Genomic DNA, 24,604 nt, shown 5'->3' with positions numbered 1-24,604 from the left:
CGTGCGGCTCGCGGGCCGTCAGTCGAACAGGTCCGGTTCCGTGGCGACGATCTGGTCGTGCAGCGGCTGGAAGTTGATCCAGCCGACCGTGTCGTTGCCGATCTGCCCGTGGGTGAGCTTGGCGTTCTCGTGGCTGATCTGGACGGTGGGCCCCGCGGCCTTGGCCAGCAGCTGCGCCTGGCACGAGCGCTCCATCGTGATGAACCACCAGGCCGCGGCGTCCACGCTGTCGCCGACGGTGAGCAGGCCGTGGTTGCGCAGGATGACCGCCTTGTGCGAGCCGAGCGCCTGCGCGATGCGGCGGCCCTCCTCGGTCTCCACCACGACCCCGGTGTAGTCGTCGAACAGCCCGTGGTCCTCGTAGAACGCGCAGGCGTCCTGGGTGAGCGGTTCCAGCAGCGTACCGAGCGAGGACAGCGCCTTGCCGTACACCGAGTGGCTGTGCGCGGCGGCGACCACGTCCGGCCTGGCCTGGTGCACCATCGAGTGGATCGCGAACGCCGCCTGGTTGACGTGGTAACGGCCCTCGACCACCTGCCCCTCGTGGTTGACCAGGATCAGATCGCTGACCTTGATGTGCTTGAACGACATGCCGAACGGGTTCACCCAGAAGTGGTCGGTGTGCTCGGGGTCGCGGACCGTGATGTGCCCGGCCACCCCCTCCTCGAAGCCGAATCTGCCGAACAGCCGCAGCGCGGCGGTCAGCCGCTCCTGGCGGTGGCGGCGCTCCTCGGCGACGGTCCCGAACTTCTGCGGCAGCCGGAAGGCGAGCTGGTCGGTGGGAACGGGCTGCAGGTCGGACAGGCTCATCGTGCCTCCAGGGCGGTCGTCGTTTCCACGGCGGTCGTGTGTTCGGTGGTCGTCGTATGTTCGGCGATCTCACAACCTTCGTGCCGATCATCGGGGATGTCCACGCCTCCCCGGCAGAGAATAAGTCCGATTTATTACGCTATGACATAACAAACATCGGATAAATTCGTATCTTGCGTCACCGGTCGGGCCGGTGACCTGGCGCCTCGGCGTCCCACCGGCCCGATGTCCGCGGCGGGCCGCCTGCCGCTTCCGGGGCCTCGCGACCCCGCTCCGATCCATGAACAATCGATCTTTGCACCACAATGTGCGAAGAGACGGAACGCGAGCCCGCAAACGGGCGTTGGAGGAGACGTGGCCTCGATAACTCAGTTCTTCAGGCGCTTCCTCGAACGCCCCGGCACCATCGACCTGTCGAAGTTCGAGCGGGTGGTGGCGGACGCGGGGACCCGCGAGGAGCGGATCCGCGCGCTCGACGAGCTGCCCGCGCCCTCGGTCGACGACCTGGCGGAGTTCTGCGCGATCGTCAGGGAGGCCGCGCGCCGCACGCTCGACCTGCGGCCGTACGACGTGCAGCTGGTCGGCATGCTGGCGATGCTGTCGGGAAACGTCGCGGAGATGGCGACCGGCGAGGGCAAGACCCTGTCCGGTGCGATGGCCGCCGCCGGACACGCCCTGCAGGGCAAGCGGGTCCACGTCATCTCGGTCAACGACTACCTGGCCCGGCGGGACGCCGAGTGGATGGGCCCGCTGTACGAGGCGCTCGGCGTCTCCTGCGGCTGGATCGGGCAGAACTCCACGCCCGAGGAGCGCAGGGCGGCGTACGCGGCGGACGTGACGTACGGCTCGGTCAGCGAGATCGGCTTCGACGTGCTGCGCGACCGGCTGAGCACCCGGGTGGAGGACCTGATCGTGCCTGCGCCGGCCGTGGCGGTGGTCGACGAGGCCGACTCCGTGCTGGTCGACGAGGCCAGGGTGCCGCTGGTGCTGGCCGGGGCCGCCGACCCCGGTGACGCGGTGCCGGAGATGGCGGCGCTGGTCAGGCAGCTGGTCAAGGGCTACCACTACGAGCTCGACGATCAGGCGCGCAACGTCCACCTGACGACCAAGGGCATCGACACCGTCGAGCAGGCGCTCGGCCTCGACCTCTACGACACCCCCGCCACGCTGACCGAGGTCAACCTCGCCCTGCACGCGCACGCCCTGCTGACCAAGGACGTCGACTACATCGTCCGGGACGGCAAGGTGCACCTGATCAACCCGTCGCGGGGCCGGGTGGCGCTGCTGCAGCGCTGGCCGGACGGCCTGCAGGCGGCGGTGGAGGCCAAGGAGGCGCTGTCGCCCTCGGAGACCGGTGAGATCCTCGACTCGATCACCGTCCAGGCGCTGATCACCCGCTACCCGGAGAAGTGCGGCATGACCGGCACCGCGGTCGCGGTCGGCGACCAGTTGCGGGAGTTCTACGACCTCAAGGTGGCCGTGGTCTCCTCCAACCGGCCGTGCGTGCGGACCGACGAGCCCGACCGGCTCTTCGAGTACCGGTTGGAGAAGGACCTCGCGCTGGTCGAGGAGATCGTCGAGGTGCACGCCACCGGCCGGCCGATCCTGATCGGCACCATGGACGTGGCCGAGTCCGAGCGCCTGGCACTGACCCTGAGCGGCCGAGGGCTGGAGTGCGTGGTCCTCAACGCCAAGAACGACGCCGAGGAGGCGGCCATCATCTCCCGGGCCGGGGAGCGCGGCGCGCTCACCGTCTCCACCCAGATGGCCGGGCGCGGCACCGACATCCGCCTCGGCGAGGGCGTCGACGAGCTCGGCGGCCTGTACGTCATCGGCTCGGGCCGGCACACCAGCAGCCGCCTGGACGACCAGCTCCGCGGGCGCGCGGGCCGTCAGGGCGACCCCGGCGGCTCGGTCTTCTACGTCAGCGGCGAGGACGAGCTGATCGCCCACTATGTCGCCGACGAGTACGCCAAGGGCGTGCCCGAGCACTCCCTGGTGGGCCACGCCCAGCGGGTCGCCGAGGGCGTCAACATGGAGATCCACCGCAACACCTGGCGCTATACCCGGCTGCTGGAGCGCCAGCGCGGCCAGTTGCTGGAGCGCCGCGACCGGGTCCTGCGCGAGCGGGTGGCCGGCGAGGCCCTGGCCTCGGCCGCTCCCGAGCGATGGTCGGAGCTGGTGGAGACCGCCGGCGAGGAGGTGCTGCACGAGGCCGCCCGCCAGATCGTGCTGTTCCACCTCGACCGCGGCTGGGCCGACCACCTGGCCTATCTGGGGGAGCTGCGAGAGGGCATCCACCTGCGGGTTCTCGGGCGGCTCAACCCGATCGACGAGTTCCACAAGGACGCGGTCCCGGCCTACCAGCGCCTGCTGGCCGAGATCGAGTCACGCTCGGTCGAGACCTTCGAGACCGCCGTCATCACCGCCGACGGCCTCGACCTCGACGGCGCGGGGCTCAAGCGCCCCACCGCCACCTGGACCTACCTCGTCCAGGACAACCCCTTCGGCACCGAGTGGGACCGCATCCTCAACCGCCTCACCACCAAGGTCCGCCACCGCTGAGCGGGTTACGGCTCACCGTCCATCGCGACCGACAGGCGTCCGCCCGATGCTGGACGGTGATCACCTGCACCACGATCCGGCCGTCGTCGATCAGATAGAGCACCCGGTAGTCGCCTCGCTCCAGCCAACACGGGTTTCAGGGGTCGGCGTTTCGGCGAACACGGACCCCTGCTCGCCTCCTCCACATCATGGCAGGCATTACATGCTCGGTAATGGTTTCACTGATCATTACCGGTTATCGTGAACTGCATGACCACCAGCGCGTCCCGGCCGGTAGGTGAGCTTCTGCGCCAGTGGCGGGAGCGCCGGCGAATGAGCCAGCTGGACCTGGCGATCCAGGCGGACATCTCCACCCGGCATCTGAGCTTCGTGGAGACCGGAAGGTCCAAACCGAGCAGGCAGATGATCCTCCATCTCGCCGAGGAACTGGAACTCCCCCTCCGCGAGCGCAACCACCTGCTGCTCTCCGGCGGTTTCGCGCCGCTCTACTCGGAGACCCCGCTCAACTCCCCGCACATGGCGTCCGTACGCGAGGCGCTGGGGCAGGTGCTCAGCGGGCACGAGCCGTACCCGGCGGTGGTCGTCGACCAGCGCTGGAACCTCATCGACCGCAACTCCGCCACCGGGCTGCTGCTGCGCGGGGTCTCGCCCGAGTTGCTGGAACCCCCGGTCAACGTGCTCCGGCTGAGCCTGCACCCGAAGGGCATGGCACAGCGGATCATCAACCTGGGCGAGTGGCGGGCCCACCTCCTGCACCGGCTCCGCCGGCAGATGAGCCTCACCGCCGACCCCGACCTGGCCGCGCTCTGGCGGGAACTCGACGACTACCCCTGCGACCAGCCCGAGCCGGAGATAGACCGGCCGGGCCCCGGTCACATCGTGATCCCGCTCAGGCTCCGCCGCGGTTACCGGGAGCTGGCCTTCTTCAGCACCATGGCCACCTTCGGCACCCCGCTGGACATCACCGTCGCCGAGCTGGCCATCGAGGCGTACTTCCCGGCCAACCCCGAGACCGCCGCCTACCTGCAGCACCAGCACCACCCGGACTGACCCGGGTGGGGGTGCGGGCGCGCGCCCGCACCCCCACCGCTCAGCCGGAGACCCCGGCTCCGGACCTGTCGGCGCCGGACTCGTCGGCGCCGGACCTCCCCGCGCGCGCCCCCTCGATCCTGGCGAGGACGACGTCGATCACGAGGAAGGCCAGCAGCGAGACGCCCAGCAGCGGGAGGAAGACGCCCACCGCGATCACCACGGCCGCCAGGGGCAGGGCCGCGACCGGGGGCAGCCTCCGCAGGCCGCCGCGCCGATAGGGGGCGCCGAAACCGCGGGTCGGGCGGCGCAGCCACCACATGCGGTAGCCCCACACGATGACCGAGATCAGCGCCACTGCCAGCACGGCCAGCAGGATCTGGTTGGCCAGGCCGAACAGCACGCCCATGTGCCCGTCGATGCCCCACCGGATCAGCTTGGCCGCCACGGGGAAGTCGTCGAAGCGCAGTTCGGCGGTCACCTGGCCGGTGGCGGGATCGACCGCCACCTGGTCGTTGCGCTGCGGCCAGAGCCGGTCCATCTCCTTGACCACGTACGAGCCCCCCGGCTCGGACGGCCAGACGACCTCAAGCGGTCCGGACAATCCCCTGCCCGCCGCCGCCCGGACCACCTGGTCGGCGTCGACGGGGTGGACGCCGCCTCCCTCATGACCCCCGGCGGCGTGGTCGCCGTGGCCGCCGGAGGAGGGCATCGACGGGGTGGACCAGCCGAACGAGGTCTGCAGCACGTCGACATTGGCTCCGGCGTACTTCGACCAGGTCAGGCCGGTGGCCGACAGGGCGAGCAGGCCGATCAGCGCCCACAGGCCGACCGAGCCGTGCCAGGAGAGGGTCCCGCGCAGGCCGCGGACGCCGCGCTCGGGCGCGACGACGCGGCGCAACCGCCGGCCTGCCCGGCGGCGACGGGTCAGCCAGAGCACCAGCCCGCCGAGTCCGACCAGCCAGAGCCAGCTGGCGGCCATCTCGCTGTAGACGCGTCCCGGCTCGCCCAGGTGCAGGTGACGGTGGAGCTGGGAGATCCAGGTCCGCACGGGCAGGGCGCCCGAGCTGCCGTAGCTCTCCAGGGCGCCCCGGACCTGACCGGTGTACGGGTCGACGAAGACCGCCAGGCGGGTGCTCTCCGCGAGGCCGGGCACGTCGAGCAGCACCCGGGTCGTCTGGCCCGGCTCGTCGAAGGTCCGCACGGCGCCGAGGGTTCCCTCGGGGTGCGCGGCGGTGGCGGCGGCGATCTGCTGTGCCAGCGGCACCTTCTGCCGCCCCTCCGGGACGGGGACGGTCAGTTCGTGGGAGTGGACCACCTTCTCCAGTTGGAAGGAGGCCGCGTACAGCAGACCGGTCGTCGCCGCCACCAGCAGGAAGGGCGCGACGAGGATGCCGGCGTAGAAGTGCAGGCGGAGCAGGAGCGAGCGCAGCGTCGCCCGGGTGGAGGGTGTTCGGGGGGCGACCGGTGTGGACGGCCCGGTCTCGGGCTGGAGGTCGACGTTCGACGTCATGGAGGTTCTCCGTTCGCAGGGAACGCGCGCACCGACAGGTACGCGTCACCGCGGTGTGGGGTTCGGTTCGCCGGGACGGCCGTCGCGAGAGCGTGACGGCATCGGGGCGGGAAGCCGGAAGGGCGTGCTCGCCACCCCGGGCAGGGGGGCGGGACGCCGGCTCGGCGCCCGAGGAGGGCGCGAGGGGGTTCGGGTCGGCCGCGCTGGGCCCCGGGTCACCGCTCGGGAAAGGCGTGACGGTTCACGGTCCGGGAGCACACGGCGTCCGGAGTCGCGTGCCCAGCGGGCACGACGGCATCCGGGCGCCGGCCCGATGTCAGATGGCGAGCGGGAGCGCGGGCGGCCCGCGACGTGACACCGCGGCGGCGAGCAGCCGGGTGCGGAGCGGCACCCGGTCGTCGGGCGCGGCGGGCGGAGCGACGCGGCAGACGGCGGGCACGCGCCACAGCAGCAGGGTGAGGACCGAGGCGAAGAGCAGGTACAGGAGCATGGCCAGGCCATGCTCCCCCCGCTCCAGCCAGTGGGCGGACAGCAGCGCCATCACGGCGTGCACCAGCAGCATGAACACACCCGCGTACAGGCCACCGGCACCGTGCTCGTGGCCGGTCACCGGCGTGACCTCACCGGAGGTGAACCACAGGTGCATGCCGTACTGCGCGGCGAAGCTCGCCCCGAGCAGCATGCCGAAGCCACGCTGCCGCCGGGCGAGGAGGAAGGCGCCCGCCGCGGTCGGCGGCACCGCCCAGACCAGCACGCCCGGCCCGACCGGGCTGCCTCCGGCCAGCACGTGCATGGCCAGCGACACCGTCACGCACACGACCGCGAACACCGCGGCGCGCAGGAGGCGGAAGGCGTGCATGGGCCAATGGTGACAGAGACCAGCGCCTTCGCCATACCCCCGATTAGCAGTAGAGGTGTGGATTCGTACCGCCCGGTGGACGCGTCACGATCGTATGGGCCGGTGCCGCTCACGTGCGGGGCGCCAACCCGGCGATGCCCTCGGTGCTCGCATACGGGACACCCGCGCCGGTGACGTCACCCGCGGGAGCGTGACGGAGCTCCGGGAAGGGCGGCACGGCCCCGGCTGTCGGGCGACCTTGGGCGCGTGGTCGGCCACCTCGACCTTCAGCAGCGCCGTCGAGGTCAGCACGCCGCCCACCGGGGCCCCGGCCCTGGCCGCGTCCACCACCACGACGACCCGCTCGTCCAGGTACAGGTAGGTGACGGGGTCGAAGACGTACTCGTGCCGCACCCCGCCCTCCCGGCTGGCCACGGCCGCCGCGACCCCCGTACGTCCCGCGGCGTCCTCGTCTCGGAGGCTCCTCGAAATCGTGGCCCAGCCCACCTCATATTGGTGATTTTCCATTATGGCTCCGCGTACAGTCTCAAACTCCGAGTCCTGCCGATCCCGACGCCGAGGAGTGAACAGACATGCGCCCTCCCGCCCATGACCTGCCGGACCATCGCGCCCGCGTGAGAGGTTGCCTGCTGGGCGGCGCGCTCGGCGACGCGCTGGGGGCGCCCATCGAGTTCGAGTCGATCGGGAGAATCCACAGGCAGCACGGGCCCGCGGGAGTGACCGGGCTGGTTCCGGACTGGCGCGGCACGGTGGGCCTGATCACCGACGACACCCAGATGACGCTGTTCACCGTGGAGGGGCTGATCCGCGGCGGCGACGTGGACGCGGTCCACCGCGCCTACCTGCGCTGGCTGGACACCCAGCGGCATCCCTCCCCGCCCCCCGGCTCTTCTGGGAACGACCCGATCCGCACCGGCCTGCTCCGCGAGCAGAGGTGGCTCTACTCCCGGCGCGCCCCCGGGAACGCCTGCCTGTCGGGCCTGCGACACCGGGGCACGGTCGTCCCCGCACCGTTCGGTGAGCCGGGTCCGGTCAACCCCGATTCCAAGGGTTGCGGAACGGTGATGCGCTCGGCCCCGTTCGGCCTGCCTGCAGGCAATCCCCGGAACCCCCGGCACGTCTTCGAGCTGGCCGCCGAGTGCGCCCAGCTCACCCACGGCCACCCCACCGGCTACCTCGCCGCCGGAGCCTTCGCGGCCATCGTGCACTTCCTGGTGACTCCCGCCGAACAGGACGACTTCCCGTCTCCCCCAGCGAATGTGGTCGCACGGGCCGTACGGCAGGCGACGGACCTGCTGGAGACCTACCCCGCGCACGAGGAGACCAGCCGGGCGCTGCGCACCGCCGTGTCCCTGGCGGCAGAAGGTGGTCCGAGCCCGGAGCGGGTCGAGTCACTCGGCGGGGCGTGGGTCGCCGAGGAGGCGCTCGCCATCGCGGTCTACTGCGCGCTGTCCCACCCCGCGCCCGGCGATGTCGAACGGGCGCTGCTGCTCGCGGTCAACCACTCCGGCGACAGTGACTCCACCGGGGCCGTCTGCGGCAACCTGCTGGGCGCCCTGCACGGCGAGACCGCGCTGCCCGCCGGGTGGCTCACCCACCTGGAGGGCCGCGAGGCCATCACCGAACTGGCGGACGACTTCGCGGCCTGGTCCGCCGGGGACCAGGAGATCACCGGCACCTGGCTCAGGAAGTACCCCGGCGGCGGCTACCAGGGAACCGGGCCGGCCGCGTCGAAGTAGCCGCCGGTGGGACCGTCGGCGCCGATCACGGCCAGGCGCACGATGACCTCCGCGCCCTGCTCGACGGTCTGGACACCGCTGTGGCCGTTGAGGTCGGTGGCGGTGTAGCCGGGGTCCACCACGTTGATCCTGATCGCCGGGTAGGCCTTGGCGTACTGCACGGTGAGCATGTTGAGCGCGGCCTTGGAGGAGCAGTAGACCAGGGCGGGCACCGTCGACTCGAAACGGGCGGGGTCGGTGGTCACCGCCAGCGAGCCCAGACCGCTGCCGACGTTCACGATGACGGGAGCCTCACCGGCTTCGAGCAGCGGCAGGAACGCGTGCGTGACGCGCACGGCGCCGAAGACGTTGGTCTCGTAGACGGTCCCGGCGTCGGAACCGGTGACCTCGCCGACCGGCTTGCGCGGTCCGGCGATACCCGCGTTGTTGACGAGGACGTCGAGGTGGCCGGCCTGCTCGCGGACGACCGCCGCGGCGGCCTGGACGGAGTCGTCGTCGGTGACATCGATCAGCAGCGGGCGGGCCTCGCCCACTCCACCCCCGGTGTTGAGGCTCTCCACCGCCTCCTTCCCGCGCAGGTCGTCGCGCGCCCCGACGTAGACGGTGTGTCCCGCCGCGATCAGGCGGCGGGCGGTCTCGAAGCCGAGACCCTTGTTCGCTCCGGTGATCAGTGTGGTTGTCATGCCCACCACTGTCGTCGGCGCGGACCCGCACAGGTAGTGCCTCGCGCTTCCTGGGAACGGCGATACCAGGCAGCGGGCGGAGTCCCCGGCACGGAACCACATCGGGGACCCGTTCCACCTGGTACAGGCGGTACCGGGAAGGGGGCACCGTCCTCGGCACGGAACGGGACAGGGAACACCGGGGCCCGTTCCACCTGGTACAGCTGGTACCAGGCTGTGGCCGGAAAACCATCGCATACTGGATGAATGACCGAGAACGGAGAGCTGGGCGCCGCGCTTCGACACTGGCGGGACCGGGTCGGCCCGGCCACCGTCGGCCTACCGGCCGGCGGCCCGCGCCGGGCGGCCGGGCTGAGGCGCGAGGAACTGGCGATGCTCGCCGGGGTGTCGGCCGACTACATCACCCGCCTCGAACAGGGCCGCGCGACCTCCCCGTCCGCGCAGATCCTCACCGCGCTGGCGCGAGCCCTGCGGCTGTCCGCGACGGAGCGACAGCACCTGTTCCTGCTCGCCGGACAGCCGCCGCCCAGCACCGGTCAGATGTCGGCCCACATCACGCCGGGGGTGCAGCGGCTGCTCGACCAGCTGGACGGCACCCCGGTCAGCGTCCACGACGCCGCCTGGACCCTGCTCAGGTGGAACCCGCTGTGGGCCGCGCTCTTCGGGGACCCGTCCGTGCTGCGCGGACGCGACCGCAACCTGATCTGGCGCCACTTCTCCGGCGGGCTCGGTCGCGTCAGCCACACCGCCGAGCAGGAGGCCCGGTTCGAGGCGGCCACGGTCGCCGACCTCAGATCGGCGACCGCCCGCTATCCCGCCGACGCCGGCCTGAGATCGCTCGTCGGCGACCTGCGGAACCTCAGCCCCCGCTTCGCGGAACTGTGGGACGCGCACGTCGTCGGCGTCCACGAGTCGGACACCAAAACATTCGACCATCCCGAGCTCGGCCCGCTCACGCTCGACTGCGACGTGCTCACCGTGCACGGCAGCGACCTCCGCGTCGTGGCCTACACCACCGCCCCCGGCAGCGAGGCCGCCGACAAGCTCAGACTGCTCGCCGTCATCGGCATCCAGAGCATGTCGCCGCCCTGACCCTCGGACCGATCGAAGATCACCGGCGACCGTGACCCGGCTGCGCCACGGTCGGCCGTACGGCCCCCTCAGCGAGTCTCGCCGAAAGTGACCGGGCACCGGTCGCACCCGTGCCGGGACGCCTGCACCCGGATCGCGAAGCGGCCGGTGGCCTGCGGCCCTCGCTCAGGTCAGCACCGCGGCGGCGACCGTGTCGACGTACCAGCGTTCGAACCGTTCGGCCGGCCAGCCGCGCCGGCGTACGAGCCAGTCGTAGTTGCGAAAGTCCATGGCCAGCCACAGGACGTCGGCGACGCTGTCGACGTCGTGGTCGGAGCGCACCGATCCGGTGGCGACGATCTCGGCGGCGAGCATGGCCATGCCGCGCCTGCGGTCTTCCACGTTCTTGTGCCAGATGCGCGCGGCGTCGGCGTCCGCGGTGGCCGCGCCGGCCAGCGCGATCATCACCTCGGTCTGGCGGGCGTGGGTAATGACCAGGTGCCGGGCGTAGCGGGCGAGCTTGGCGCGAGGATCGGGCAGGGCCCGGATCTCGGCCACGAACGGCCGGTCGGGCAGTGCCACCGGTTCGTCGTCGCCGGCGACGGTGACGTCGACGAGTTCGGACAGCAGCTGGTGTTTGCTGCCGAAGGCCGCGTAGATCGTCTGGACCGCCACACCGGCCTCGGAGGCGACGGCGCTCAGCGGAGTGGCCGCGTAGCCGGGGTCGACGAACAGTCTGCCGGCCGCGTCCAGGATCGCCCGCCGGGTCTGGCGGGCCTGCTCCCGGCGCCGTGCCGACTGGTAACTCCGCTTGCCGTCCACCCGCATTAGTATAAGGTTCTATTAGATAGAGTCTTACTCTATCCAATAGAGAGGTGGTCGCGATGCCGTTCGGAGTACTGCAGGAGATGCCCGGCGTGACCGAGGAGGAGTACCTCGCGGTGGAGCGCAATCTGGGCCCGGACCGGCCGCCGGGCCTGCTCGCCCATGTCGCGGGGCCGGTCGAAGGCGGCTGGCGGATCATCAACGTCTGGCAGGACGCGGAGGCGTTCCGGCGCTTCCAGTCCGAGCGGCTCATGCGCGCCGCCGGTCTGGCCGCCCAGACGGACGGGTTCGACGTGGGCAAGGCCGCGAATTTCCGGTCCGTGACGGTCGACGGCGCCGAGATGCCCTTCCAGTGACCGGCATCGCCGACATGCGGGCTCGCAACGTCACGTTCTGGGCGCAGGCCGCACCGGGATGGATACACCACGCCGACCGTCAGGACGAGTACGGCCGGCCGCTGGGTGCCGCGGCGCTCGACTGGCTGCGCCCCGGGCCCGGAGATCGGATCCTTGACGTCGGCTGCGGGTGCGGCGGCACCACCGCGGAACTCGCGACGGCCGTCGCCCCGACCGGCACGGTGGTCGGCCTGGACCTGGACGACTCCATGGTGGCGGCCGCGGCCGCGCGGTTCCCGAGCGACCACCATCCCGGCCTGCGCTTCACCGCCGCCGACATCGAAACCGCCGGCACCGTCGCGGGGGCGCCCTTCGACGCGGTCTTCTCCCGGATGGCCCTCATGCTGCTGGCCGACCCGGTCGCCGGCTGCGCCACGATCCGGCGGGCGCTGCGTCCGGGTGGGCGGATGGCCGCCACCGTCTTCCGCGACGGCGCGACCAGCCCCTGGATGCACGCGGTGTTGCTCGGCGCCGCGCCGCATCTCGGGCCGCTTCCGCCGATGCCCGTCGGCGACGAGCCGGGCCCGTTCGCGTTCGCCGACTCCGAACGGGTGATCCGCATCCTGACCGAGGCCGGTTTCGAGGCCGTCACCGTCCAGCCGCACGACATCGTCCTGCACGCCCCCGACGACCCCGGAACCGTGGCCGAATGGCTGATCGAGATCGGCCCGGCCGGAGCCGCGTACCGTGATGCCACACCGGCGCAGCAGGCGGCCGCACGCGCCGGGGCGGCCCGGCTGCTGGCCCGCTTCCACGAGCCGGCGTCCGGCTACCGGTTGACGACCGGGATCTGGCTCATCACCGCGGCGGCCACCCCATGAGGCGGGACGCCCCTCCAAGCCGGGGGACACGATGCCCCCTGGCCACCAGACGCCCCGCCCGGCGGTGCTCTGTCAGCTCAGCCGAGGGGCCACGGTGAACGGGCAGCCGGTCAGCGTATGGCTGCGGCGATCTCGTCGTCGCTCCTGCGGTCGGGGCGCAGCCCCGGTGTCAGGCACACGGTCACCAGGACCGAGGCCGCCGCCATCACGGACATGGCCAGAGCAGGAGAGGTGTACTGGGCGACGGCGCCGGCCAGCGTGGCTCCGACGCCTTGCATGGCCATCATGCCGGAGGAGTGCAGTCCCAGGGCCTGCCCCCGTACGTCGGCGGGAGTGAGAGCGACCAGCCGCTCCTGGAGCAGGAGGCCGGCCGCGTACCCGACCGAGGCCAGTGTGACGGCCACCGCCGCCGACGGCGGTGCGGGATTCAGGACGAAGACCAGGTACGGGGCGGCCAGCAGCAGTCTCAGCGGGGTGGCGAGCCGTTCCCGCCACCGAGGCGGGAGGAACCGGCCGACGAACACGTCCCCGGTCAGCATGCCGAACGCGGCCAGGGCGAAGAGCAGGCCCGCGTGCTCCGGTGCGTACGGTACGAAAAGCGCCTCGCAGCCGACGATCAGCCCATTCGGCACCCACAGGGCCAGATAGACGTACCGGCGAGGTGCCGACGACCACAGCCGGACGTTGTTGCGCCAGGTGACGACGACAGACGGCCGGCCAAAGGCGCGTGCCGGCCGGCGCGCCAGGCCCAAGTACGCCACCAGCGCGGCGGCGAGGTTGAGAGTCGCCGCGGCGAGCAACGTCCCCCGCGGGGACAGGGCGTTCACCAGCAGGCCGCCGAGGGCGAACCCGCAGATCTGCGCGATGCCCACCGACATGTTGAGCACGGACCGGCCGAGCAGGTAACCCTGCTGCGGCAGGATCTCGTTCAGCAACCCGTAACGCACCCCGCCGCCCAGCGAGGCGACCAGCCCGAGGCCGAAGAGGACGGCGAAGACCGCCCACACCGGCAGTCCGGGTATCGCCATGACGGCCGTCCCGAGCCCGAAGGCCACGGCCAGGACGGTCAACGCGGCGCGTGGCGGCAGCCGGTCGGCCGCGGACATCAGCGCCGTCGCGCCGATCACCTGGGCGAAGGAGGAGCCGAACATGCTCAGAGCCGAAAGGAGCGGCGAACCGGTCGCCGCATAGACGAGCGTGCCCAGAGCCAGCCCGCTCACCGTCGAGGCCATCGTCTGCACGGCGGAGGCGGCGAACAGCGGGGTGAACTCCGGCGCCTGGAAAAGCTCCCGATAAGTACGCATGCGGGAATCTCATCGGCTCCGCCGGCCGGACCGGTAACCTTTCACAAGGGGGCGAAACATGGGCTGCTGGCAGGTCAACGCGGACACCCTCGCCAGAAGCCGGTTCGCCGTCTCCGCCCTTGCCGAGACCACCGCGGGCCTGCTGACCCTGGCGACCGACATGGCCGCGCATCCGGGCGAGCGTACCTGGCTCGATGCCCACCTGCCCGCCTACCGACGCCGACTGTCCGCCGATCCGATCAGCGCGCTGCTCGTTCGTACCGCGCTCGGGCACCGCTGGATCGCCGACTTCCTCGTCCCCGCGCCTGCCGGCGAAGGAGAGACGACGTTCGAGGACGAACTGCGGCACATCCGCGCGACCCCCACCGAGGTCGCCCACGCGGACCTGGTCGTATCGCTGGGCGGGCCGCTTCCCGCCGCGTTGGACCGCGCCGATCTGGCCGAACGTGCCGCCGACCTGCTGTCGTGGGTATGGCGGGAGACGATATCGCCTTACTGGCCGCGGCGCCGCAGGGTCATCGAGGCGGACATCGCCGCGAGGTCGGAACGGTTGAGCCAGGGCGGCTGGGCCGCCGCGCTGGATGACATGCGACCCGGGATGCGCTGGCTGGGAGAGAGCCGGCTACAGATCAACGCCTACGACCATCCCCCCAGGGAGCTGTCCGGGGCCCAGTTGCTGTTCGTGCCGGTGACCCCGAGCCGCGGGTGGGTCGGCTGGCACCTGCCCCATCGGTATGCCGTGATGTACCCGTGCCGGGGGCCACTCACCGACGAGGGCCGGTCACCGGTGCCCGATGCCCTGGGCAGGCTGTTGGGGCGGGCTCGGTCAAGGATTCTCGTTCTTCTCGACAGTCCGAAGAACACGACCCAGCTCGTGGCGCTGACCGGCCAGGGGCTGGGGTCGGTGGGCCGTCACCTCAAGGTCCTCCTGGACGCCCGCCTTGTCCGGCGCCAACGCATCGGCCGGTCCGTCCTGTATTCCCGGACGAAAACCGGCGAGGCGTTGATCGAGGGCCAACGAGACGACTGACGCGGCCGCTCCACCCCGCCGCCGCCCTCCGCGTCATCGTCCACCGGTTGCCGCAGTTCGGCGCCGGAGCGCGTCATCGTCACACCACAACTGCAGGAAGTGATGCTTGTAGAGCTGAAAGGAACCCAGCCGGTTGAGCGGCAGTTCGGGAGGGCCGGTGAAGGTCTCGGGGCCGAAAATGGCCCGCCACAGACCACGGGGAAGGTGCCGCGGAAGTCCGCGGCCGAGCTTGCCGTCGGCGAGCCGTTCCGTCCACAGCTGCCGAGGATCGACATGGTTCTCCGCGTCGATCCTCGCGTGGATCGCCGGGATGTTCCGGCACACGCTCTCCAGGAAACCGTCACGCTCCGAACCGGCCGCGGTGTAGGCGAGAAGGGAACGGTCGCCGGTCTCGATCAGATACGCGGAGCGCGATCCGAGCTCGGTCAGCCGGGTCCTTCGTCGCACCTCCTCGTGAACCGCGGTCAGAATGTGGCGATCGGGTTGACCGGGCTGCCGGACGTACCGGCGAAGCGGACCGGCGCGACCGCGAGGTGGAAGTCCCACTGGCCGAGCTCGGCAGCCGTCGCCGCGCACGCCTCCAGGTCGCAGTTGTCGAGCATCCACAGACCCATGGCGACGAGGCTCACGGCGTGAACCGGCATCAACACGCCTTCGTACCCCGATGGCTGAACGTCCTGGGGCGTGTCAGCGCCGATCAGCGCGACCTCCCGTTCATGCAGCCACGGCAGGCAGGACGCGTGCCACCCGGCCTGCGTGAAACCGCTGACCGCACCGGTCTCGTGCCGGACGCGGCCATAGCCGGTCCGCAGGAGTACCGCATCGCCGGATCGCACCCGCACACCCTGGCGACGCTCGGCCTCCTCTAGATCGTCGGGAAACACACCCTGCCCCGGTTCCAACCACGGCACATCCCGCACGCTCGCAATGTCCAGCAGGACACCGCGCGTGATGATCCCGTTCGCCGCCGCCGTGACGGACGCCCACGCCGATCCGGTCGCGGCGTCGACCAGCGAGTGCGACCGCCCGTTGTACATCGTGCCGTCCCAGAAGATGTGGCACGGCGAGTCGACGTGGGTGAGGGTGTTGCCGTGGAACGTGACGCCGAGCCGCTCGGACGAAAAGCCCCAGCGCCGGTCGTTGCGGAATCCGGGCACCGGCATGTCCTCGGCACCTGGCATGTCGGCGGCGCACGGGCACGTCGTCGTCGACCGTTCCATGTCTTCCGGTACGGCGACCTCCCATGCGCACGACACGCTCCTGCCGTGGCGCACGGCCCGCGCCGCCGCCAGCCGGACGTCGTCGGTGATGTGGTTCAGAGTGCCGAGCTCGTCGTCGTCGCCCCACCGTCCCCAGTTCGACAGCGTGTTGAAGTACCCGAGCACGTCGTCCTGTGTGGGCATCGGTCGCCCTGCCGTCATCCCAGCATCGCCTCCTCCGGTCACGTGATTCGAGGCACCGCGGGCAGGGTATCCCGCCCTCTCCTCTGACATGATCTCGCCGGGGCCGGAGAGACGGCGTGAGCGACCTCGATCCACCCCCCCGGCGAGGCCCGTGTCAATCCCCATCCGCCTCGGCGATCTCATCACCCGTTACGCGTAGAACTTCTGGACAGGCGCTTAGAACCGGTCTTTGCAAAGAGATCAAGTTCAGCGGTCCGGCCGGGGCGTGAGCACGACCTGACCCGCGCCCGTACCCATGGCCTGGTGGAAGCCCTGTCGCTCGCCACCACCCAGACCGCTCTGATCACGCTCACCGACCTGGGATACGAGGGCCCGGGAGATGTTCAGGATGCCGTTCAAGAAGCTCAGGGGCGGCCGGCTCATCGAGACGGACCTCGGGCAGCATGGACCGACGGAATGAGGGTGGCGGTCCCTCCGACCTCCTTCCTCACCCGACGCCAGGCCCGGTCGGCGTGTGGGACGCGCGTACCCGCACCGCGAGCACAGCGGCCCATCCCCAGCCAAGGAGCGCGATGGCGCGCAGGAGCAGGCTCAGGGGCCGGGGGTTCTCGCCGTTGTCCGACAGCAGTCCCGCCAGCAGGTAGAGGGCGGGAAGCGCCACACCCGTGGCCGCGCAGTAGAGTGCCCATCCGCGCTCTCCCCGTACGGCGAAATGACGGGCGAAGACGGAGCATGCCGCGACCAGCGAGACGAGTACCACGCCGAAGGCGGCACCGTGCAGGATGTAGCTCAAGCCGGGCGCATCGGGAGGACCCTGCGGCGCACCGGGCGGGTAGCCCCAAGCCGGTTCGAAGCGGAAGAGGCCGGCGCCGACCAGGCCGGTCCCGTACGCGCCGATGAGTAGCGGCCCCCAGGTCCCGCCATGGCCTGGACGCAACGCCCGCCACAGCCCGACCGCGAACGCGATGTTCAGCAGCCCGGTGATGACGAAGTTGGCGATCTGGACCCATCCCAGGTCGCCCAGGCTCAGCATGCTGAGCGGCTGCCGCCTGGGGTCGAAACCCACGCGCGTGTAGTCCTGGATCACGACCGCGAGGATGAACATCGGTCCGGCTACGGCACCACAGTTCAGCAGCGCCCTGGTCAGCCGCTGTTCTCGCATGTTGGACATGGCTCTCCCCTCTGTGACCGGCCTTCGCGATCCGGCCCCGGCTCCGCGTGGTGTCCGGTGCGCAAGCATTCCTTAGCAGCGCTAAGGCACGTCGCCGTCATGCTTCCTTAGCGCTGCTAAGGTGTCAACCGATGGGTGAGAACAAACGGGGAGCCGGCCTGACCCGGCAGACGATGATCGATACAGCGCTGCGGCTGCTCGACGAGGTCGGCCTGGACGGACTGACGGTGCGCCGGCTCGCCTCGGAGCTGGGCGTCCAGTCGCCGGCGCTCTACTGGCACCTGCGCAACAAGCAGGAGTTGCTCGACGGGATGGCCGACGCGATCGTCCTGGCAGCCGGTATGGGCCCGCCCCGCGACGGCGAGTCCTGGCAGGACTGGCTCACCCGCCGTGCCCGCGCGTACCGCGGCTCCCTGCTCGCCCACCGCGACGGCGCCCGCATCGTCTCCGGTGCCGCCGCCCTGAGCCCGGCGACGATCAGGATGTTCGACGAGGAGATGGCCGCCATGGTCGACCGCGGCTTCACCCCGGTCCTGGCACTGCGCACGATCACGGCCCTCACCCGTTACGTCAACGGATGCGTCCTCCAGGAGCAGACCGAACGCCAGGAGCACGCGGGCACGCCCGCGGACCGGCCCGCGGCGCTGGCCGGACTGCTCGACGGGGGTACGGGGGCCACCTTGCTCGCGGCGCTCCGCGAGAGCGGTGGTTCGCCCGGCGAGGACGCCTTCGAACACGGCCTCCGAGCCCTGATCGACGGCACGGCCGCAGCCCTGGCCCGCCGGCCCCTGCCCCACCCGACCTGAGCCGCTAACCCGGCGGGGTCCAGGCCACGCGCGGCCCTGACACGGCTGTTCCGTGACCGGGACGGGCAGCCGGTTTGTCGGAGCCGGCTGGTAGTCATTGCGGTGCCCCCTACCGCTGGAGACGACCGTTGACTTCTGACATGGGCCTTCTCGACGAGCTCTCCGCCGAGCAGCTCGGCTGGCTCGGCGACCTCGACCGGACCCACGCTGACATGTTCGCCCGGCTCGACGCGTTCTACGTGCCGGAGCAGTGCTGGCCCGCGCCGACGTTCACCGAGACGGTCACCGCCGCGCTCGGGCCCGATCTCGACGACGCGCAGTGGCGCGCGGTGGGAGTGTGGGCGCAGTTGCGGATGAGCGTGCCCCGCGACCGCGAACACGACCACCGCCCCGACCCCGCGCTGCTGGCCCTGCGGGTCGCCGAGCGGAAGCTCGCCTGGACCGGCGACGAGATCGAGTTGCTCTGGCGGGCGGCGGTCGAGCCCATCCGGCACGATTACAGCTATCAGTCCCCGCTGGCCATCCCGTGGGCGGTCACCAAGAGGCTCACCCCCGAGGAACAACGCCGTCATCTTCCCCTGATGTGCCAGATCCAGGAGATCATGACCGGCTCCCCATGGCACTCCAGCTCGCCGTTCAAGCGCGACCTGGACATCTTCCTGGCCGGGCACGCCGAGAACGACCCGGTAACGGTCACCACCTGCCTGGCCGGCGGCGGCGACGGTTTCGCCGTCCTGATGGCCGCCGATTACGGCTCACGCCTCGGCGACCCGCGGACGTCCTCCCTGATGCGCCACTGGATGACCGCCACCTCGGCGCGCCCCAAGGCCGCCTGGCTCGGGCAGGCCGCCGACCTGCTCACACCGGAGGCCGTCGTGCTCATCCGGGAGATCCTGGATCGGGTGCCCGCCTATCGGGAGTCGTCGGTCCAGCACCGATATGGCGATCGCACGTGGACCACGACGACGTACCTTCATGGGCGCACCGCCACGCTGCTGCGCGGCATGGTGTGGACCTGCGAGCTGATCGACGAGCCGTGGACGGTCCCACTGCTCGGGGAGGTGGCGCTGGCGGCGGGCATCGGGATGGGCGGGTCCGGCCCCAACTCGCGCTGCGAGATGCTGGTCAACGCCGCCCTGCTCGTACTGGGCCGGCATGGCGGTCTGGAGGTGGTGGCTCCGCTGGCCCGGATACAGGCCAAGGTCAGGAAGAAGTTGATTCTGACGAAGGTCGCACAGCTGCTGGACACGGTGGCCGCCCAGGCCGGGCTCAGCCGCGAGCAGCTCCTCGACCGGACCGCGCCGACGTTCGGGCTCGGCCCGGACGGCGTACGGGAGGAGAGGGCGGGCGAGCATGTCATCCGGCTGGCGCTGGACGAGACGGGCACACCGCTGCTGACCTTCCTCAGCCCGGCGGGCAAACCAGTTAAGTCGGCGCCGAAAGCGGTCAGGGAGAGCCACGGCGGGCTGCTCTCCGAGTTCAGGAACACGCTCAAGGAGATCCGCGGGACCCTGCCCGCCGAACGGTTCCGCGTCGAGCGGGCGCTGGCCGAAGACCGACTCTGGCGCTGGAGTCAGGTCGAGGAGTTCTTCCTCGACCACCCCGTCACCGGCGTCCACGGCAGGCGGCTGATCTGGCAGATCCTGCAGGGCCCCGCCGGGATACCGGTCAGGTCCGGCGACGGCTGGGAGCTCACCGATCCGCCCGGTCGCCGCATCCAACCCCGTGCCGACACCCCGATGCGGCTCTGGCACCCCATCAGGGAGACCGTCGAGGAGGTCCGTGCCTGGCGCGACCACCTCCTGGAGGTCGGGGCACGGCAGCCGTTCAAGCAGGTCTTTCGCGAGGTCTACCTGCTCACCCCGGCCGAGGAGCGATCCGGGACGCTCTCCAACCGCTTCGCCGGGCACAGGCTGCGGTACGGCCAGGCCAAGGCACTGCTGTCCGAACGCGGCTGGACCGGTCTCTCGCTCGGCCACTGGGACGCGGCGGGCGGCTCGGAGCAGGGCGAGGCCGTCAAGGACGTCCTCGGCTGGCAGGCGCGCTGGGACATGCACCTGCCCTGGGAGTCCTGGGAGACCGACGGTGGCGGCACCGCCGCGTTCTGCCTCAGCGGCCCGATCCGGTTCTATCGCGCCGACGAGGAGTCGTCGCGGGAGGAGTTCCGCAGACCGGCGCCGCTGACCGAGGTGCCGTCGCTGGTGCTGTCGGAGGTCATGCGTGACGCCGATCTCGCCGTCGGCGTCTCCTCCCTCGGCCTCGAACCCGAAGGGCAGGGTGACTACTGGCACTCCTACAACTTCGGCGACCTCGGCGAGACCGCCGAGATCCGCCGCGACGCCCTGAGGCGGCTGCTCCCCCGCCTGCGCATCGCCGACCGGGCCGAACTCACCGACCGCTTCCTGCGGGTCCGTGGTGACCTGCGTACCTACCGGATCCACCTGGGATCGGGCAACATCCTGATGGAGCCCAACGACGCCTATCTCTGCATCGTCCCCCGCAGCGGGTCCGACCAGGTATTCCTCCCGTTCGAGGAGGAGGGCGGCATGCTGTCGGTCATCATCTCCAAGGCGTTCCTGCTGGCCGACGACACCGCCATCACCGACCCGTCCATCACCCGCCAGATCAAGGTCTGACCCGATGTCCACCAGGAGAGCACGACAGGCTCGCCACACCGGGTCCGCGCCTTCCTTCGCGAAGCGAGCGGACCGGTGATGTCCGTTACCTGAGGCCGTCGCCCTGCTGCGGGCCGTCACCTCCAGAGACCGGCCGCAGGACGACGAGGAGAAGCTCACCGAACTGGCCCGGTTGTGCGCCCGGCGGCTTACGATCCGAGGTCATCGTCCCCGGTACCGGGCCTCGCCGGCAGTACGAGGCCTGCCGGCCGGGGGCCGTGCGACCTGTCGGCGGTCCGGCTCGCGAGGTCCTGTTCGAGGACGCACATCAGGCGGCTCCGGCGGCGGAGGGGATCATCGTCCCGGCCGGGTCGACGACGATGCCGACGACGTCCAGGTCCTGGATCATGCCGCGCAGGGCGGGCTCGCTGAGCCGTACCCATTCCTGCCCGGTACCGAGCGCATTGGCCAGGCGCAACGAAGAGGAGAAGGCCACCCCGGTTCTCCTGCCCGCAGCCGTACGGAACAGCCGCAGCGAGACGGTGAACCGCCCCTTCCGGACCGGGACGAACAACGGCGCTTCTGACATGTGATTCCTCCTTGGAGAACTCGTACAGAAAGCGACGCTACGGTCGGGCAAACAGTACGAATGCGACCGATACGGGATCTAGACGCCGGTCAGCGAAACCCTGACGCGTGATTGACACCCACACTGAGCGATGCCGGCGTTCTGGCCGATCGGCCCGAGGCCCTCGGGCCCGCAGGTCGTACCCCGTCATGGTCACAGGCTGCTACGCCGCACCCTGCTCACCACCGGCAAGGGCTGTGGGACCTGAGCAGGCCCGACCGTCCCGCGCTGGCCGCCCCCCTGGACGGCCACTCGCAGGAGGTGCACGCGGTTCCGCGGGGCCGGGGATGGAGCGTCCCTAGCGGAGCGAGGCCAGTTGGTCCGCCGCCACCACGGCGACCCACAGCATCGCGGTGATCGCGCCGATGGCCAGGGTCAGCGATCCCGCCTGCCCGCCCGACATCGCCCAGACGTCGCCGAGGGCGAGGGCCAGGCCGCTGAGCCGCGAGGCGGCGGCGAAGCCGGGACGGCCGGCGCGGGAGAAGTGGCGGCCCAGCACGAAGCAGGCGGCGATGAGCGCGGTGAACGCGATGGATCCGACGACCATGTGCAGAAGGGCGCTCCCGCTCATCGTGGTCGGCTGGCCCAGCGGGGTTCCGGCCGGGAAACCGTCGCCCGGGTCCATGACGAACACCCCGGCGGCGGCCGTCGCGACGCCGTTGACCAGGATCAGCCTGGGCGCCCAGGTGCCGCCGGGCGTGCCGCGCAGCACGCGGCGCAGGCCGATCGCACCGGCGACCGTCAGAGCCCCGCTGACCAGGAAGTTGGCGATCTGCAGCCAGCCCAGATCGCCGGTGCTCAGCATGCTCAGGGGGTGACGCGTCAGGTCGAAGCCCTCGCGGGTGAAGGCCTGGGCCAGCGACACGACCGTGAAGAGGGCCGCGGCGGCGACGGAGCAGGTGAGCAGGGTGCGCGTCACGGGGGTGACGGTGCCGGGCTGGACGGCGGTCATGATTGCTTCCTCTCTGGTGCGACGGGGATCCGTCGCCGTATTCGGTCCGCCGGTCTCACCCGGCCTCACTGACGCGTCGAACGAGGAGGGCGGGAATCGACACCGCCCACCGTCATCCCGCTGAGCTGCGAACACGTCTTCCCACCCGCATTCCCTGTCAGATCAGACCGCGGCCCAGGTCAGGCTGGGCATGTCGATTTCCGCCGGTCCGGATCGACGCGTAGCCGGAGACCGCCGAGGATCGGTTCTCCGATCACCCGAAGGAGATATGACGATGCAGTTCCTGGTGACGACCAAGGGCGGCGACGCGGCACTCCCGAGCGAGGGGGTCCACGCGGAGATGGCCGCGTTCGTCGAGGAGACGACCGGGGCAGGGGTGCTGCCGGCGACCCGGTGGCCTGGGCCCGGCCGGCCTCCACGTCTCGGCCTCCGGTGGCGAGATGACCGTCACCGACGGGCCGTTCACCGAGGCCAAGGAGGCCGTCGTCAACTTCACGCTCATCGAGGTGCGCTCGAAGGAGGAGGCCGTCGAGATCTCCCGGCGCTTCTGGAAGATCATCAGCGAGGGTGAGGGCACCATCCAGCAGGTATTCGGCCCACAGGACTGATCGGGTCCCGAGGTCTTGACCGTCGCGCGGTGCGGCGCCACCGCACCACGCGGTCGGGTGGCCGCCCATGACAAGCGCGGCGAGCCGCCAGAAACGGTATCGGCGACCGTAACAGACAGGGCGCACGCGTACTTTTCTGAAGGGTCGAGAAGGCGAACAGAACACCCACCCTCAGCGAGCCATTCCCTCAGGGGCGAACTTTAAAATGAGATCGTGAGGCTACGCGCGGATCCGATTTATCGACTGAGCCTCACCCTCATGGGGATCGCCCTCATCGCAATGGCCTTCGAGGGAACACGGTCAAGGCTTGCCATCGAGCCAGGTGTAGGCGGTGGCGGCATAGAAGACCCACTTGGCATGGTCGAAAGTGAACGCACCCGGCCGGATCGAAGGAAACGTGAGATGAATCCGATCACGCAGGCTGCCGCGGCCTGCCTTCAGCGGGAACGCCGGCAGAACGAGGCGCTTGCCCTCACCCGGCTGCGGGACACGTTGCTGCGGCTCGGTCTGGGTCGGTGGCCTGCCCGGGCGGCGTGCTCATGAACGCCCGGGGCGTGACCGAGATCGTAGCGCTGGGCACCGGGGTCATCAGCCCGGGTACCTTCACCGTGCTCGTGCTCATGGCGTTGATCGCCACGATGATGACCGTGCCGCTGCTCCGCCGCCTGGAACTGATCCCCTCGAACACCTAGATGTGATTTGCGTCACTTTTTAGTGGTCACCGCCGCACCGCTGACACCATGACCAGCACCTACTTCCCCGTACAGGTCAAGCCGCACCTAGATGATCGTTATATCGGGATTGTCAAGATCTAGTTGAAAGATCTTAATTTCGATACAACTGCACCTGTCTTTATATACGGCTTATGGCGCTCGCCACGGCCAATACGGGGCTTTCTTCTTTACGAATTGCGAGGCGTGGCGATGCTGCGTGCACGGGGTCGTGAGAATGTGCTGGGCCGGAGCCACTTCGGGCTCGGCCGAAGCGGTCCATCACGTTGGATAACCGGTACAGCTGTCGCCGTGGTGATTGCGATATTGCCCAGTTTCCTCCCGTTGGAGGCCATGGCAGTGACCGCCGATCCCCCTCCGGCGCGACTGGACATCCCGGGGTCGCCGACCTCAGGCACCTCGACGGCGGTTCCGACCCAGAGCTCGGGCTCTGCCGACGGCCTTCCTCACCTCGTGAATTCGGATACGACGCAGCCCGACGGTATAGGGAGGCCTGGCGACGGCAAGCGGCCGAAGGACTCACTGCCGTTGGAGAAGACTCCCAGCGTGAGCGACAAGCCGGCGACCAACGGACTGAACTTTCCGCCCCCGTTGCCCTGGGAAGCGCAAGGACCCGGTGCTCGTGGTACTCAAGCCGACGTCTCTCAGGCTTCCACGGTGCGAGCGCAGGCCGCAGAATTCAGCAAGGTCTCCGCATCGAGCAACAACGCGTCCTTCCAGCACGGCGCAGGCGATGCCAGGGCTCAATCCGCTGCATCCCTACCGACGGTGTCGGCGGTGTCGGCGACTCGACTCAGCCGTCGTTCACCGCCTACGGCGCCGACCCGGAATCACGGCAGCTCCGGCTGGAGACACAGGTCGAACACGACCCAGCAGCCGCCGGCCAAGGTTCAGGACTGATCTGGTCTGGTTCCGGTGATCTGTCCACCTCGAGCTGCTCGACATCGAGCAAGTGCTGGCTGCAAACACCCACGGTGACCTCGGGCAAACTGAAGGACGGATGGCTGATCCGCTGGCGGGTGCGCACCTCCACCTCTACCGGGGTG

26 protein-coding genes are annotated in these 24,604 nt (G+C 70.4%); 12 read left to right on the top strand and 14 right to left on the bottom strand.

Annotation, left to right across the window (positions count from 1 at the left end; all coding sequences use genetic code 11):
• Positions 1 to 18 precede the first annotated feature (18 nt).
• Positions 19 to 810, bottom strand: coding sequence for a class II aldolase/adducin family protein (locus tag IG98_RS0115020; RefSeq protein ID WP_030911750.1), 792 nt, complete (start codon positions 808 to 810; stop codon positions 19 to 21).
• Between the two features lie 354 nt (positions 811 to 1,164).
• Between IG98_RS0115020 and secA2 the strand changes: the two genes are divergently transcribed.
• Both secA2 and IG98_RS0115010 read left to right on the top strand, forming a co-directional pair.
• Positions 1,165 to 3,375 carry an accessory Sec system translocase SecA2 gene (gene secA2 / locus IG98_RS0115015; protein ID WP_030911747.1) on the top strand — a complete coding sequence of 737 codons (2,211 nt, stop codon included), beginning with the start codon at positions 1,165 to 1,167 and terminating at the stop codon, positions 3,373 to 3,375.
• 249 nt (positions 3,376 to 3,624) lie between these two features.
• Positions 3,625 to 4,425, top strand: a complete 801-nt coding sequence (locus IG98_RS0115010) for a helix-turn-helix domain-containing protein (RefSeq protein WP_030911744.1) — start codon at positions 3,625 to 3,627, stop codon at positions 4,423 to 4,425.
• A gap of 40 nt (positions 4,426 to 4,465) precedes the next feature.
• Here IG98_RS0115010 and IG98_RS0115005 read toward each other — a convergent pair whose 3' ends face one another.
• The 3 genes from IG98_RS0115005 to IG98_RS0114995 all read right to left on the bottom strand — a co-directional run bounded on the left by IG98_RS0115005 (position 4,466) and on the right by IG98_RS0114995 (position 7,283).
• Positions 4,466 to 5,917, bottom strand: a complete 1,452-nt coding sequence (locus IG98_RS0115005; protein ID WP_037970384.1) for a PepSY-associated TM helix domain-containing protein — start codon at positions 5,915 to 5,917, stop codon at positions 4,466 to 4,468.
• Between the two features lie 316 nt (positions 5,918 to 6,233).
• Positions 6,234 to 6,776, bottom strand: a complete 543-nt coding sequence (locus tag IG98_RS46880; RefSeq protein WP_030911738.1) for a hypothetical protein — start codon at positions 6,774 to 6,776, stop codon at positions 6,234 to 6,236.
• Between the two features lie 84 nt (positions 6,777 to 6,860).
• Positions 6,861 to 7,283, bottom strand: coding sequence for a hypothetical protein (locus IG98_RS0114995; RefSeq protein WP_157594345.1), 423 nt, complete (start codon positions 7,281 to 7,283; stop codon positions 6,861 to 6,863).
• Positions 7,284 to 7,348: 65 nt separating this feature from the next.
• Between IG98_RS0114995 and IG98_RS0114990 the strand changes: the two genes are divergently transcribed.
• Positions 7,349 to 8,515: an ADP-ribosylglycohydrolase family protein gene (locus IG98_RS0114990; RefSeq protein ID WP_051752116.1), complete on the top strand. Its 1,167-nt coding sequence runs from the start codon at positions 7,349 to 7,351 to the stop codon at positions 8,513 to 8,515.
• On the opposite strand, the gene IG98_RS0114985 is transcribed toward IG98_RS0114990, so the two are convergent.
• Positions 8,482 to 9,198 carry an SDR family NAD(P)-dependent oxidoreductase gene (locus tag IG98_RS0114985; protein WP_030911730.1) on the bottom strand — a complete coding sequence of 239 codons (717 nt, stop codon included), beginning with the start codon at positions 9,196 to 9,198 and terminating at the stop codon, positions 8,482 to 8,484. The genes IG98_RS0114990 and IG98_RS0114985 overlap by 34 nt on opposite strands.
• Positions 9,199 to 9,444: 246 nt before the next feature.
• Here IG98_RS0114985 and IG98_RS0114980 point away from each other — a divergent pair, with 246 nt between their 5' ends.
• Positions 9,445 to 10,290, top strand: a complete 846-nt coding sequence (locus IG98_RS0114980) for a helix-turn-helix transcriptional regulator (RefSeq protein ID WP_030911727.1) — start codon at positions 9,445 to 9,447, stop codon at positions 10,288 to 10,290.
• A 165-nt stretch (positions 10,291 to 10,455) separates the two neighbouring features.
• Here the strand turns inward: IG98_RS0114980 and IG98_RS0114975 are convergent, their stop codons facing one another.
• Positions 10,456 to 11,091 (bottom strand): TetR/AcrR family transcriptional regulator, encoded by a 636-nt coding sequence (locus IG98_RS0114975; protein ID WP_037970411.1) that lies wholly within the window; start codon positions 11,089 to 11,091, stop codon positions 10,456 to 10,458.
• Positions 11,092 to 11,153: 62 nt separating this feature from the next.
• On the opposite strand from IG98_RS0114975, the gene IG98_RS44900 reads away from it, so the two are divergent.
• Both IG98_RS44900 and IG98_RS0114965 read left to right on the top strand, forming a co-directional pair.
• The gene (locus tag IG98_RS44900; protein WP_157594344.1) at positions 11,154 to 11,450 is read left to right on the top strand and encodes a hypothetical protein; all 297 of its coding nucleotides are present in this window, start codon (positions 11,154 to 11,156) and stop codon (positions 11,448 to 11,450) included.
• A complete protein-coding gene (locus tag IG98_RS0114965; protein WP_051752115.1) occupies positions 11,447 to 12,310 on the top strand; it encodes a class I SAM-dependent methyltransferase in 864 nt (287 codons plus the stop codon). The genes IG98_RS44900 and IG98_RS0114965 overlap by 4 nt, the downstream gene beginning before the upstream one ends.
• 110 nt (positions 12,311 to 12,420) lie before the next feature.
• Here the strand turns inward: IG98_RS0114965 and IG98_RS0114960 are convergent, their stop codons facing one another.
• Positions 12,421 to 13,614 (bottom strand): MFS transporter, encoded by a 1,194-nt coding sequence (locus tag IG98_RS0114960; protein ID WP_030911714.1) that lies wholly within the window; start codon positions 13,612 to 13,614, stop codon positions 12,421 to 12,423.
• 58 nt (positions 13,615 to 13,672) lie between these two features.
• On the opposite strand from IG98_RS0114960, the gene IG98_RS0114955 reads away from it, so the two are divergent.
• Positions 13,673 to 14,644, top strand: coding sequence for a winged helix-turn-helix domain-containing protein (locus tag IG98_RS0114955; protein ID WP_030911713.1), 972 nt, complete (start codon positions 13,673 to 13,675; stop codon positions 14,642 to 14,644).
• A 33-nt stretch (positions 14,645 to 14,677) separates the two neighbouring features.
• Here IG98_RS0114955 and IG98_RS0114950 read toward each other — a convergent pair whose 3' ends face one another.
• The 4 genes from IG98_RS0114950 to IG98_RS0114935 all read right to left on the bottom strand — a co-directional run bounded on the left by IG98_RS0114950 (position 14,678) and on the right by IG98_RS0114935 (position 17,218).
• Positions 14,678 to 15,091: a hypothetical protein gene (locus IG98_RS0114950; RefSeq protein WP_030911711.1), complete on the bottom strand. Its 414-nt coding sequence runs from the start codon at positions 15,089 to 15,091 to the stop codon at positions 14,678 to 14,680.
• Positions 15,092 to 15,108: 17 nt separating this feature from the next.
• The gene (locus IG98_RS0114945; protein WP_245651565.1) at positions 15,109 to 16,065 is read right to left on the bottom strand and encodes a cyclase family protein; all 957 of its coding nucleotides are present in this window, start codon (positions 16,063 to 16,065) and stop codon (positions 15,109 to 15,111) included.
• Between the two features lie 228 nt (positions 16,066 to 16,293).
• Positions 16,294 to 16,470: a hypothetical protein gene (locus IG98_RS54850; RefSeq protein WP_157594343.1), complete on the bottom strand. Its 177-nt coding sequence runs from the start codon at positions 16,468 to 16,470 to the stop codon at positions 16,294 to 16,296.
• 64 nt (positions 16,471 to 16,534) lie between these two features.
• Positions 16,535 to 17,218: a DUF998 domain-containing protein gene (locus IG98_RS0114935; protein ID WP_037970379.1), complete on the bottom strand. Its 684-nt coding sequence runs from the start codon at positions 17,216 to 17,218 to the stop codon at positions 16,535 to 16,537.
• 131 nt (positions 17,219 to 17,349) lie between these two features.
• Here IG98_RS0114935 and IG98_RS0114930 point away from each other — a divergent pair, with 131 nt between their 5' ends.
• Together IG98_RS0114930 and IG98_RS44895 are read left to right on the top strand one after the other, a co-directional pair.
• A complete protein-coding gene (locus IG98_RS0114930; protein ID WP_030911703.1) occupies positions 17,350 to 18,024 on the top strand; it encodes a TetR/AcrR family transcriptional regulator C-terminal domain-containing protein in 675 nt (224 codons plus the stop codon).
• A 140-nt stretch (positions 18,025 to 18,164) separates the two neighbouring features.
• A complete protein-coding gene (locus IG98_RS44895; RefSeq protein ID WP_051752114.1) occupies positions 18,165 to 20,660 on the top strand; it encodes a DUF4132 domain-containing protein in 2,496 nt (831 codons plus the stop codon).
• Positions 20,661 to 20,967: 307 nt separating this feature from the next.
• On the opposite strand, the gene IG98_RS0114915 is transcribed toward IG98_RS44895, so the two are convergent.
• Together IG98_RS0114915 and IG98_RS0114910 are read right to left on the bottom strand one after the other, a co-directional pair.
• Positions 20,968 to 21,228, bottom strand: coding sequence for an SAV_915 family protein (locus IG98_RS0114915; protein WP_051752113.1), 261 nt, complete (start codon positions 21,226 to 21,228; stop codon positions 20,968 to 20,970).
• A 337-nt stretch (positions 21,229 to 21,565) separates the two neighbouring features.
• Entirely contained in the window at positions 21,566 to 22,219 is a 654-nt protein-coding gene (locus IG98_RS0114910) for a DUF998 domain-containing protein (RefSeq protein WP_030911694.1), read from the bottom strand.
• A gap of 440 nt (positions 22,220 to 22,659) precedes the next feature.
• Between IG98_RS0114910 and IG98_RS53315 the strand changes: the two genes are divergently transcribed.
• The 3 genes from IG98_RS53315 to IG98_RS50515 all read left to right on the top strand — a co-directional run bounded on the left by IG98_RS53315 (position 22,660) and on the right by IG98_RS50515 (position 23,519).
• Positions 22,660 to 22,827: a YciI family protein gene (locus IG98_RS53315; RefSeq protein ID WP_245651564.1), complete on the top strand. Its 168-nt coding sequence runs from the start codon at positions 22,660 to 22,662 to the stop codon at positions 22,825 to 22,827.
• Positions 22,828 to 23,040: 213 nt separating this feature from the next.
• Positions 23,041 to 23,370: a hypothetical protein gene (locus IG98_RS50520; protein WP_157594341.1), complete on the top strand. Its 330-nt coding sequence runs from the start codon at positions 23,041 to 23,043 to the stop codon at positions 23,368 to 23,370.
• An 11-nt stretch (positions 23,371 to 23,381) separates the two neighbouring features.
• Entirely contained in the window at positions 23,382 to 23,519 is a 138-nt protein-coding gene (locus IG98_RS50515; RefSeq protein ID WP_157594340.1) for a hypothetical protein, read from the top strand.
• Positions 23,520 to 24,369: 850 nt separating this feature from the next.
• On the opposite strand, the gene IG98_RS52540 is transcribed toward IG98_RS50515, so the two are convergent.
• Positions 24,370 to 24,604: hypothetical protein (locus tag IG98_RS52540; RefSeq protein ID WP_211263989.1), on the bottom strand; the 235-nt coding region annotated here is incomplete at its 5' end.

Origin of the sequence: Streptosporangium amethystogenes (assembly GCF_000721075.1) — a bacterium.
Classification (GTDB): domain Bacteria; phylum Actinomycetota; class Actinomycetes; order Streptosporangiales; family Streptosporangiaceae; genus Streptosporangium; species Streptosporangium amethystogenes.
This window is presented reverse-complemented; position numbering and strand designations above follow the sequence as displayed.